Source organism: Staphylococcus sp. LKG4-2, assembly GCF_050955665.1.
Taxonomy (GTDB): Bacteria; Bacillota; Bacilli; order Staphylococcales; family Staphylococcaceae; genus Staphylococcus; species Staphylococcus saprophyticus.
Map to the genome: position 1 here is coordinate 1,328,452 of NZ_CP194532.1, position 12,626 is coordinate 1,341,077.

Consider the following 12,626-nt stretch of genomic DNA (forward strand, 5'->3'; position numbering starts at 1 on the left):
GCCTGAAGCACTTTAAAGTCCTTCAGGCGTTTTATTATTTTACGATTAATACTGGGATGTGAGCTCTTTTAGCAACTTTATGACTGACACTACCTAAGACAAATTTTTTCTTATCTTCAGCCTTTCGGTTACTGAGGACAACAATTTCATATTTTCCACTATTAGCCTCTTTAACCAATTGTTCTTTCGCATTCCCGCGCACAATAATCTCATCGTATTTAATACCATACTCGTCTAAGCTATTGCGTGTACTTTCTAAACCTTCACTACGTTTTTGTACGAGCTTATCTAAATGAACACCAGATTTGATGGATGCTTGTGCATCTTGCTCGCTAATTGCATTTAATATTGTAACTGTAGTACCTTCACCTGAAAGTTTAGAAACCTCTTCAAGTGCTTTCTCATTTTTAAGTGTTGTATCAACACCAAGTAAAATATTTTTGAACATTGTTCATCCCTCCTTATCTTCATTTTAATAAAATTTTATTCATAAAGCCAATTAAATTTGTCTATTTAACATATTAATTTACTAAAAAGAAAATTTTATATTATTTAATGGAACAAAAACTGTGATTTTAGGAATCGTAAGATAATTTGTTTTGTTACATCGCAATTTTAGTTATAAAAAGTTATAATGTCATAGAAACTGTCAAAAAAAACGAGGTTATTGAAATGACAAAGCATGAACAAATTTTAGCATATATAGAATCTCTAGCAGTTGGACAAAAGATATCTGTTAGAAAGATTGCAAAAGATTTAAGTGTATCTGAAGGAACGGCATACAGGGCTATTAAGGATGCCGGGCAAATTGGATTGGTAGCTACAATAGATAGAGTAGGCACAGTACGAATAGAAAAGAAATCACGTGAACAGATTGAACAACTAACTTTTGCAGAAATTGTGAAAATTATAGATGGTCAAGTCTTAGGTGGTAGAAATGGTCTGATAAAAACACTTACAAAATTTGCGATTGGTGCAATGGAAATTGAAGATGTCGTAAAATATGTTAGTCCACATACATTATTAATAGTGGGAAATCGTAAGGATGTCCAACTAGCAGCGCTTAAAAGAGGAAGTGCGGTATTAATTACTGGAGGATTTAATACATCAGAAGAAATCATTCAATATGCTGATGAGCATGAATTACCAATTCTATCTTCCAATTATGATACATATTTAGTTGCCAATATTATAAACAGGGCGATGTATAACCAAATGATTCGTAAAGAAATTTTGGTTGTAGAAGATATCGTTAAAACCGTGACTGAAGACATGGTTGTATTTGATAATATGAGTCTTAGTGATTATAAAACGAAAGCCCGTGAGACAGGCCATTCAAGATTTCCTGTCATAGATGAAAATTGGAGATTAGTAGGTATTGTAACAAGTAAAGAGATTATTAAAATGGAAAACCAAGACACACTTGCACAATTTATGACAAAATCACCTATCAATGTTCAATTGTCAACGACTGTGGCAAACTGTGCGCATATGATGATTTGGGAAGGCATTGAATTGTTACCGGTGACTACTCCGAGTAAAAAGCTCATAGGGGTAATCACTAGAAAAGATGTGTTAACAGCGATGCAATTGTTAAGTAGACAACCACAAGTTGGTGAAACCATAAATGATCAAATTGCAAAACATATTACAATTTCAAATGATGGGATACATGTACAAATCACGCCATTATTAACTAATCAATATGGAACATTAAGTAAATCAGTATTTGTAGCAATTATTGAAGAAACAGTACGTTATGAAATGAGAAAATTAAAGAAATTAGAAGTTATGATAGAAATCTTAAATATTATGTATATTAAAACAGTGCAAATAGAATCCGAAATACATGTACAATATGATATGTTAGATGTAGGACGCAATTTTTCAAAACTAGAAGTAACAATGACAAGTGACGGCCATCGCGTAGCAAAAGCAATGATTATTTGTCAAATGATAGACTAATAAATATATAATGAAAAAGGAAGATAAAGATGACAACAGAATTTAATGAAATCATGAAAGAAATTAATGACTCAGAAACAATTATTATACATCGACATGTAAGACCAGACCCTGATGCATATGGCTCACAATTAGGGTTAAAGAACTATTTGAAACTCAAATTCCCGGATAAAAAGATATTTGCAGTTGGCGAAACAGAACCGTCATTAGATTTTATTGGTACTTTTGATGAAATCTCGGATGATACTTACAATGAAGCGTTAGTTATCGTTTGTGACACAGCTAATTCACCACGTATTAGTGATGAAAGATTTAATCAAGGACGATTATTGGTTAAAATTGATCATCATCCAGCAGTTGATCAATATGGCGATATTAATTTTGTAAACGATCAAGCTTCTTCAACAAGTGAAATTATTTTTGATTTCATCAGTCATTTTAATGATATTCCCATCATTGATGCATCTGTGGCGAGGGTACTTTATCTTGGCATTGTGGGAGATACAGGAAGATTCCTATTTAATAACACTACATCACATACAATGGGTGTTGCGGGTCAATTATTGACATTTCCTTTTAATCATAATGAAGAACTTAATAAAATGGGTGAAAAGGATCCAAAATTGTTACCATTCCAAGGTTATGTGCTTCAACATTTTGATTTAAATGAAAAAGGTTTCTGTAAAGTTACCATTACTAAAGAAATTTTAGAACAATTTGACATTGCTGCGAACCAAGCTTCATTATTTGTAAATGCAATTGCTGATATACAAGGGTTGAAGATTTGGGTGTTTGCTGTTGATGAGGGCACAGAAATTAGATGTCGCATTCGTTCTAAAGGTATTGTTATCAACGACATTGCAAGTGATTTTGGTGGCGGCGGTCATCCAAATGCTTCAGGTGTATCGGTAAGAGATTGGGCTCAATTTGAAACGCTCGCTGAAGCATTAAATAATAAACTGTAATAAGATGGGAGGTATTTGCAAATGGTTGCGCATTTAAACATTCATACGACATATGATTTATTAAATTCAAGTATTAGAATTAAGGATGTTGTTGCGAAGGCTGCACAAGAAGGCTATACAGCGCTCGCAATTACTGATACGAATGTTTTGTATGGACTTCCGCAATTCTATGACGCATGTATTGCTGCAAATATTCATCCAATCTTTGGTATGACAATTAATCTTACAGATGGTTTGTCAGAGCTTGAAACAATCGTATTGGCGCAAAATAACTTAGGATTAAAAGATTTATTTAAACTATCATCGGCAATTAAAATGAAAGAGAAAGTAGAAACACCGATAGAATGGTTAAAAAAATATGAAAGTCATTTCGTTATTATTTTTAAAAATGTAACTGAATCTCATGAAGCAATTATTTCAAACTTTTCGGAACATGCGCACGTCTTTGTAAATCATAAGAGTAAAGTCACTTTTGACTTACCAATAGTTTGGGCACAAAGCACGCGTTATTTAAATTCCCAAGATTCAGATACGCTTTCTGCCATGGCCGCAATAAAGGAGAATAGTAAATTAGATTTAGTGAGTGAACAAACGGATTACAATGAACATCTATATTCAAATGTTGAATTACAAGGTTTGTCAATCGATGATGCGGTTTGGGAACAAACAAATCAACTCGAAACACTTTGTCAGGCGGAAATGATTTATCATCAATCTTTGTTACCAAAATATAAAACACCAAATCAACAGCAATCGGATGCTTTTTTATGGCAATTACTAGCAGATAATCTTCAGCAATTAAATTTACCACTAAACAAAAAGGAACTTTATCAAACACGTTTAGAGCATGAATATCAAATTATCACTAAAATGGGTTTTGAAGACTACTTTTTAATCGTAAGTGATTTAATTCAGTACGCTAAGAACAATGATGTATTAGTCGGTCCAGGACGTGGATCAGCTGCAGGTTCACTTGTAAGTTATTTATTAAATATAACAACAATCGATCCTATTGAATATAATCTGTTATTTGAACGTTTTTTAAACCCTGAACGTGTAACAATGCCAGATATAGATATTGATTTTGAAGATACACATAGAGATAAAGTCATCCAATATGTTCAAGAGAAATACGGTGAAACCCATGTCGCTGGTATTGTGACTTTTGGTCATTTGCTTGCAAGGGCAGTGGCTAGGGATGTGGGGAGAATTATGGGGTTCGAAGAAATCACACTAAATGAAATTTCTAAATTAATTCCACATAAACTTGGCATAACATTAGACGACGCATATTCACAGGAGCCATTTAAACAGTTTGTTCATCGTAATCATAGGCATGAACGATGGTTTGATATTTGTAAGAAATTAGAAGGGTTACCTAGACATACTTCGACTCATGCAGCAGGTATTATTATTAATGATCATCCATTATATGAATATGCACCATTAACGCTCGGTGATACAGGTCTATTGACTCAATGGACAATGACTGAGTCAGAAAGAATAGGTTTATTAAAAATAGACTTTTTAGGTTTGCGTAATCTCTCAATCATTCATCAAATAGTAAAACAAGTGAAACATGATTTGAATATAGATGTGGATATAGAACAAATTCCATTCGATGACGAAAACGTATTTCACTTGTTGTCACAAGGGGATACAACAGGTATCTTCCAATTAGAATCTGATGGTATTAGAAATGTATTAAAAAAATTACAACCTGAACACTTTGAAGATATAGTCGCTGTCACATCACTTTATAGACCAGGGCCAATGGAAGAAATTCCGACCTATATATCAAGACGACATCATCCAGAGAAGGTGCAATATTTACATCCAGATTTAGAACCTATATTAAAAACGACCTATGGCGTTATTATTTATCAGGAACAAATAATGCAAATTGCGAGTAAATTTGCCAATTTTAGTTATGGTGAAGCGGATATCTTAAGACGTGCAATGAGTAAAAAGAACAGAGCGGTATTAGAAAGTGAAAGGCAACATTTCGTGAATGGCGCTTTGAAAAATGGGTATGACGAGAATTTAAGTAAACAGATTTTTGATTTGATTTTAAAATTTGCGGATTATGGTTTTGCTCGTGCGCATGCCGTGAGTTATTCAAAAATTGCATACATTATGAGTTATTTAAAGGTACATTATGCTAATTATTTTTATGCCAATATTTTAAGTAATGCTATTGGAAGCGAAAAGAAAACAGCGCAAATGATTGATGAGGCTAAACATCAAAAAATTAATATATTACCACCTAATATTAATTACAGTCATTGGTTCTACAAGGCCACAAAAAAAGGTATCTACCTATCTATTGGTGCAATTAAAGGTGTAGGTTATCAAAGTGTTAAATTAATTGTAGAAGAAAGAAAAGCAAATGGTTTCTATAAAGACTTTTTTGATTTCACGCGACGGATACCTAAACGAATTAAAACTAGAAAATTACTTGAATCTCTTATCTTAGTGGGGGCATTTGATACTTTTGGCAAGAATAGAGCGACGCTGTTAAATGCTATAGATCAAGTGCTGGATGATATCTCTGATATTGAACAAGATGGTTTTATTTTTGATGTACTCACACCTAAAGCTTCTTATGAAGAAAAAGAAGAGCTACCAGATCATGTGTTAAGTGAATATGAGAAAGAATATTTAGGGTTTTATGTATCTACACATCCAGTAGAAAAAGCATTTGAACAAAAGCAATATTTGGGTATTTATAAGCTTGCTAACGCACAAGATAATAAACCCATTTTTGTTCAAGTAGATCAATTTAAGCGTATTAGAACGAAAAATGGGCAAAATATGGCATTTGTAACTTTAAATGATGGTATCAATAATTTGGATGGTGTCGTATTCCCGGATACCTTTAAAAAATATGAAATCGATTTAAATACTTCTAAAATGTTAGTCGTAAGAGGTAAGTTTGAGAATAGAAATAATAAACAACAACTGATATTAAATCAAGTGGATACCATGGATCATTTTGAGCAAACTAAATTTGACGAAGCGCAACAAGTTGTTGTTCGAAAATGGGATAGTGAATCTAAATTGGATCAATTATTAACCAACGATAAAGGGCAAAATCAAATTCCGGTTAACTATTTTGATGAAAGCCAAAACAATATAGAAACAATTGGTTTCATAACACGAGATAATGAAATATTAAGTAAATTAATCCAACGTTTATCACCCCGAGATATTAGAATTATTTAACTTTAACCGCACTATAAACTATGGTATAGTTAACTGATGGTAAAGCATAAACTTGCCATCAGTTTTAATTTTTATAAAAATTAAGAGTGAAAAAATATATAATAGTTTATATATCTATATGTTTTTATTACAAACATTAACGTGCGAATGAAAATAACAATTTGTTAACGATATCATTTGTAATTTGGGTTAGATTGTAATAAAAATGTATATGAATGTTATTTTAAACTAATTGGATGTAAGGGGTAGATTACATGACATTAAGAGACGAAGCATTAGAAATGCATAGAAAAAATCAAGGGAAATTAGAGGTTTCACCTAAAGTAAAGGTGACTAATAAAGAAGAATTGAGCTTGGCATACTCGCCAGGTGTAGCTGAACCTTGTAAAGAAATACATGAGGACCCTCGTAAAGTATTTGAATATACAATGAAAAGCAATACCGTCGCTGTTGTTACTGATGGTACTGCGGTATTAGGACTTGGAAACATAGGGGCTGAGGCAAGTATACCGGTTATGGAAGGTAAAGCAGTGTTGTTTAAAAGTTTTTCCGGTATAGATGGTGTGCCAATTGCACTGAATACGACGGATACCGAAGAAATCATTAATACTGTAAAATTACTTGAACCCAATTATGGTGGTATTAATCTTGAAGATATTTCAGCACCTCGTTGCTTTGAAATTGAAGAAAGATTAAAAAAGGAAACTAAAATTCCTGTGTTTCATGATGATCAACATGGTACTGCCATTGTAACAGTTGCAGGTATGATCAATGCATTGAGAATCGTAGATAAAGACTTATCGGACATTAAAGTCGTATTGAATGGCGCTGGTGCCGCTGGTATTGCGATTATTAAATTACTTTATTCTTATGGTGTAAGAAATATGATTATGTGTGATTCAAAAGGCGCAATTTATGAGGGACGTTCGTTTGGTATGAATGACACGAAAGCTTATGTAGCTAAATGGACGAATAGAGACAAAATAGATGGCAGTTTGAATGATGTGATTGAAGATGCCGATGTATTTATTGGGGTTTCTGTGGCAGATTTATTGTCTAAAGAAATGGTTGAATCAATGGCTGACGATCCAATTATTTTTGCAATGGCTAATCCAAATCCTGAAATAAAACCGGATGTAGCGAAAGCTGCAGGTGCTAAAGTCATCGGTACAGGACGTTCAGATTTTCCAAACCAAATTAATAATGTCTTAGCATTCCCAGGCATATTTAGAGGGGCATTAGACGTTGAAGCAACACATATCAATGAAGAAATGAAGCAAGTAGCTGTTGAGGCTATTGCTGATTTAATCAAACCTGAAGAGTTAAATCCGGACTATTGTATTCCAGATCCGTTTGATAAACGTGTTGCACCATCTGTTGCTCGAGAAGTAGCTAAAGCAGCGATGGAATCTGGTGTGGCAAGAGTAGATGTAGATCCAGAAGAGATATATAATAAAACAATGAAATTAACAGACTTAGATAAATAATATTCATTAACGCTGATTACAAAACCGAATTGGTAGTGAGTAACTAAGCGATGGTTAAGTGGAGGTTTACCAATGTTTAAAGATTTTTTCAATAGAAGCAGTAAAAAGAAAAAGTATGTAACAGTATCTGATTCAAAACAAAGTGATGTACCAGCAGGTATTATGACTAAATGTCCTAAGTGTAAAAAAATTATGTATACAAAAGAACTAGCAGAAAATTTGAATGTTTGCTTTAATTGTGATCATCATATTGCGTTAACTGCACACAATCGTATAGAAGCTATATCAGATGAAGGGACATTTACGGAATTTGATAAAGGAATGACCTCTGCTAATCCATTGGACTTCCCAAGCTATGAAGAAAAAATTCAAAAAGACCAACAAAAAACTGGTTTGAATGAAGCTGTAGTGACTGGCACAGCACAATTAGATGGTATGACATTTGGTGTGGCAGTTATGGATGCGCGATTTAGAATGGGAAGCATGGGCTCTGTATTAGGTGAAAAAATTTGTAGAATCATTGAACACTGTACTGAAAATAGATTGCCATTCATATTGTTTTCAGCAAGTGGTGGTGCAAGAATGCAGGAAGGTATTATCTCTTTAATGCAAATGGGTAAAACAAGTGTGTCTTTAAAAAGACATGCAGATGCTGGATTATTATATATCTCGTATATAACAAATCCTACAACTGGAGGCGTTTCTGCTAGTTTTGCTTCGGTTGGTGATATCAACATAAGTGAACCAAAAGCATTAATTGGTTTTGCAGGTAGACGTGTCATTGAACAAACTATAAATGAAAAATTACCAGATGATTTCCAAACTGCAGAGTTTTTATTAGAACACGGACAATTAGATAAAGTCGTACATAGAAAAGAAATGAAAGCGACATTATCTAATATTCTAAAAATGCACCAAGAGGTGAAAACAAATGCTTGATTTTGAAAAGCCGCTTTTTGAAATAAAAAATAAAATTGAATCTTTGAAAGAATCTCAAGAAAAAAATGATGTAGATTTACAAGAAGAAATTGACATGTTGGAAGCTTCATTAGCAAGAGAAACCGAAAAAGTATATACAAATCTGAAACCATGGGATCGTGTGCAATTAGCGCGTTTACAAGAAAGACCAACATCTTTAGACTATATCCCGCATATATTTGATTCATTCATCGAATTACATGGGGATAGAAATTATAGAGATGATCCAGCTATGATTGGCGGTATCGGCTATCTTAATGGACAAGCCGTTACAGTAGTGGGTCAACAACGTGGTAAAGATACAAAAGATAATATATATCGCAATTTTGGAATGGCGCATCCAGAAGGTTATAGAAAAGCACTTAGATTAATGAAACAAGCTGAAAAATTCAATAGACCGATTTTTTCATTTATTGATACAAAAGGTGCATATCCGGGTAAAGCGGCAGAAGAACGAGGTCAAAGTGAATCAATAGCCAGAAACTTAGTTGAAATGGCTTCGCTAACTGTACCAGTCATCTCTATTGTTATTGGCGAAGGAGGAAGTGGTGGTGCACTTGGTTTAGGCATTACCAATCGCATCCTAATGTTAGAAAACAGTACATATTCTGTTATTTCTCCAGAAGGTGCATCCGCTTTACTTTGGAAAGATAGTAATCTAGCTAAAATCGCGGCAGAAACAATGAAGATTACTGCCGAAGATTTATATGAATTAAATATAGCGGATGAAGTTATCAAAGAACCTTTAGGTGGCGCACATCATGATGTCGAAACACAAGCACAAAGTATCAAACGCACATTTGAATCGCATTTATCAGAATTGAACCAATTAACGCAAGAAGAATTAGTTGAAGATAGATATCAAAAATTTAGAACAATAGGTTCGTATACAGAATAAAGTGTCTGATGTTTTTGATATTCGTGTTAAATATGTTGAAAGCTAAGATAATAATTTCTATTGTCTTAGCTTTTTTGTTATTTTTACAAAATGAGGCAATTGCTATAGATTTATGATTTGTTTACGATAATTCGAATTAAGGTAAATAGTACATAAGTATTCAAGTAATTTTAGGAACTTATAAGGAAACGCTTACTATATGTACAATTATCGAATACTTATATTTAAAACGTTTACATTTGTCACGAAGCCCTATTTTAATGGAAACAGCTTAGATTTTATGGTATTTTTAGAGTACGAAATACATGTTAGAAAGGTATGTCGTCATGAAAAAAATTGCAGTGTTGACAAGTGGTGGAGATTCTCCAGGCATGAATGCAGCGGTAAGAGCTGTGGTTAGAAAAGCGATTTACAATAATATTGAAGTCTATGGTGTTTATCAAGGCTATCAAGGATTATTAAACGATGATATCGAGAAACTTGAACTCGGTTCAGTAGGTGACACAATTCAACGAGGTGGAACATTTTTATATTCTGCAAGATGTCCAGAATTTAAAGAAGTAGAAGTCCGTAAAAAAGGTATAGAAAATCTACGTAAGAGAGGCATTGAGGGGCTTGTAGTTATTGGTGGAGATGGTAGCTACAGAGGTGCACAGCGTATAAGTGAAGAATGTCCTGAAATACAGACGATTGGAATACCAGGTACGATTGATAATGATATCAATGGTTCGGACTTTACAATTGGATTTGATACGGCATTAAATACTATAATTGAATGTGTAGATAAAATTCGTGATACAGCATCTAGTCATGCAAGAACTTTCATCATTGAAGTTATGGGACGCGATTGTGGTGATTTAGCGCTTTGGGCTGGTTTGTCCGTTGGTGCTGAAACTATTATTGTTCCAGAGGTTGAGACAGACATCAAAGATATAGCAGAAAAGATTGATAATGGAATCAAACGTGGCAAAAAACACTCAATCGTGATGGTCGCAGAAGGTTGCATGTCAGGTGAAGTATGTGCAGAAGAATTGACTAAATATATCAATGTTGATGCACGTGTGTCAGTGCTAGGCCACATTCAACGTGGTGGTAGCCCAAGTGGTGCAGATAGAGTGCTTGCATCACGATTAGGCGGACATGCAGTTGATTTACTGTTAGATGGAAAATCTGCTATTGGTGTTGGAATTCGTAATAATGAATTAACTGATACACCTTTTGACGAGATATTTAGATCACATGAACATGAGTTTGATTTTGAAACTTATGCGCTAACGAATGAATTATCTATTTAAAATACTGGGAGGAAATAATAATGAGAAAAACTAAAATTGTTTGTACTATTGGACCTGCGTCCGAATCTGAAGAAATGCTTGAAAAACTAATTAAGGCTGGAATGAATGTCGCGCGCTTAAACTTCTCGCATGGTGACCATGCTGAACATAAAGCTAGAATTGACACAATTCGTAAAGTTTCTAAAAGATTAGGCAAAACAGTTGCAATCTTACTTGATACAAAAGGACCAGAAATACGTACACACAACATGAAAGATGGGCTTATTGAACTTGAAAAAGGTTCTGAAGTTACCGTAAGCATGACTGAAGTTGAAGGTACTCCTGAAAAATTCTCAGTAACGTATGAAAACTTAATCAATGATGTTGAAGAAGGTTCATATATTTTATTAGATGATGGTTTAATTGAATTACAAGTTAAATCAATCGATAAAGCAAACGGTGAAGTATTATGTGATGTACTTAATACTGGAGAATTAAAAAACAAAAAAGGCGTAAACTTACCTGGTGTCAAAGTAAGCTTACCTGGTATTACAGATAAAGATGCTGACGACATTAACTTTGGAATTAGTGAAGGCGTTGATTTCATTGCAGCGAGCTTTGTACGTCGTCCAAGTGATGTATTAGATATTCGTAAATTATTAGAAGCGAAGCAAAATAAAAATATCAGCATTATACCTAAGATTGAAAATCAAGAGGGTATTGATAATATTAAAGAAATATTAGAAGTTTCTGATGGTTTAATGGTTGCTCGTGGTGATATGGGTGTTGAAATTCCACCTGAATCAGTACCAATGGTGCAAAAAGATTTAATTAGACAATGTAATAAATTAGGTAAACCAGTTATAACTGCTACACAAATGTTAGACTCTATGCAACGTAATCCACGTGCGACACGTGCAGAAGCAAGTGACGTAGCGAACGCAATTTATGATGGTACAGATGCGGTTATGCTTTCTGGTGAAACAGCTGCAGGTCAATACCCTGAAGAAGCAGTTAAAACAATGCGTAATATAGCTGTATCAGCAGAAGCAGCACAAGATTATAAAAAATTATTATCTGACCGTACAAAATTAGTTGAAACTTCATTAGTCAATGCTATTGGTGTTTCAGTTGCTCATACTGCTTTAAACTTAAATGTCAAAGCAATCGTAGCTGCTACTGAAAGTGGTTCAACTGCCCGTACAATTTCTAAATATCGTCCACAATCTGACATTATTGCAGTTACACCTAATGTAGAAACTGCGCGTCAATGTGCTTTAGTATGGGGTATTTTCCCAGTCGTTAAAGAAGGACGTAAAACAACTGATGCATTATTAAATAATGCAGTAGCAACAGCCGTTGAAACTGAAAGAGTTCAAAATGGTGACCTAATTATTATTACTGCTGGTGTACCAACTGGTGAAAAAGGTACAACGAATATGATGAAATTACATTTAGTTGGTGATGAACTAGCTAAAGGACAAGGTATCGGTAGAAGTTCTGTAGTAGGTAAAACACTAGTAGTTAAAGATGCTAGTGAACTAGAAGGCAAAGACTTATCAGAATCTATAATTGTAACAAGTTCTGTAGATGAGACGCTTGTACCATATATTGAAAATGCAATCGGACTCATTACTGAAGAAAATGGCATTACATCTCCAAGTGCAATTATAGGATTAGAAAAAGGTATTCCTACCGTAGTAGGCGTTGAGAACGCTACATCTGAAATTCAAAGTGATGTACTCATTACAGTAGATGCAAACCAAGGAAAAATCTTTGAAGGTTATGCAAACGTACTTTAAAAATATAATTTAATTCATAATATAATATGTAG

General features: G+C 33.8%; 9 protein-coding genes. 8 read left to right on the forward strand and 1 reads right to left on the reverse strand.

The features are described 5' to 3' along the window. Positions 1-34: 34 nt before the first annotated feature. Positions 35-448 carry a universal stress protein gene (locus ACM6UH_RS06610; RefSeq protein ID WP_002483040.1) on the reverse strand — a complete coding sequence of 138 codons (414 nt, stop codon included), beginning with the start codon at positions 446-448 and terminating at the stop codon, positions 35-37. Between the two features lie 224 nt (positions 449-672). Here ACM6UH_RS06610 and ACM6UH_RS06615 point away from each other — a divergent pair, with 224 nt between their 5' ends. The 8 genes from ACM6UH_RS06615 to pyk all read left to right on the forward strand — a co-directional run bounded on the left by ACM6UH_RS06615 (position 673) and on the right by pyk (position 12,594). Beyond that, the gene (locus ACM6UH_RS06615; protein WP_011302904.1) at positions 673-1,965 is read left to right on the forward strand and encodes a DRTGG domain-containing protein; all 1,293 of its coding nucleotides are present in this window, start codon (positions 673-675) and stop codon (positions 1,963-1,965) included. Positions 1,966-1,994: 29 nt separating this feature from the next. Continuing rightward, entirely contained in the window at positions 1,995-2,930 is a 936-nt protein-coding gene (locus ACM6UH_RS06620) for a DHH family phosphoesterase (protein ID WP_011302905.1), read from the forward strand. 21 nt (positions 2,931-2,951) lie between these two features. Further along, positions 2,952-6,155, forward strand: coding sequence for a DNA polymerase III subunit alpha (locus tag ACM6UH_RS06625; RefSeq protein ID WP_011302906.1), 3,204 nt, complete (start codon positions 2,952-2,954; stop codon positions 6,153-6,155). 254 nt (positions 6,156-6,409) lie between these two features. Then, on the forward strand, positions 6,410-7,642 hold the full coding sequence (locus ACM6UH_RS06630) for an NAD(P)-dependent malic enzyme (RefSeq protein ID WP_047504039.1): 1,233 nt from the start codon (positions 6,410-6,412) through the stop codon (positions 7,640-7,642). A 72-nt stretch (positions 7,643-7,714) separates the two neighbouring features. Continuing rightward, a complete protein-coding gene (gene accD / locus ACM6UH_RS06635) occupies positions 7,715-8,581 on the forward strand; it encodes an acetyl-CoA carboxylase, carboxyltransferase subunit beta (protein WP_011302908.1) in 867 nt (288 codons plus the stop codon). Then, positions 8,574-9,518: an acetyl-CoA carboxylase carboxyltransferase subunit alpha gene (locus ACM6UH_RS06640; RefSeq protein WP_011302909.1), complete on the forward strand. Its 945-nt coding sequence runs from the start codon at positions 8,574-8,576 to the stop codon at positions 9,516-9,518. Before accD ends, ACM6UH_RS06640 begins: the two co-directional genes overlap by 8 nt. Positions 9,519-9,844: 326 nt before the next feature. After that, positions 9,845-10,813, forward strand: coding sequence for a 6-phosphofructokinase (gene pfkA / locus ACM6UH_RS06645; RefSeq protein WP_041784897.1), 969 nt, complete (start codon positions 9,845-9,847; stop codon positions 10,811-10,813). A 20-nt stretch (positions 10,814-10,833) separates the two neighbouring features. Continuing rightward, complete coding sequence (gene pyk / locus ACM6UH_RS06650; RefSeq protein ID WP_047504036.1) at positions 10,834-12,594, forward strand: pyruvate kinase; 1,761 nt, start codon at positions 10,834-10,836, stop codon at positions 12,592-12,594. Positions 12,595-12,626 lie beyond the last annotated feature (32 nt).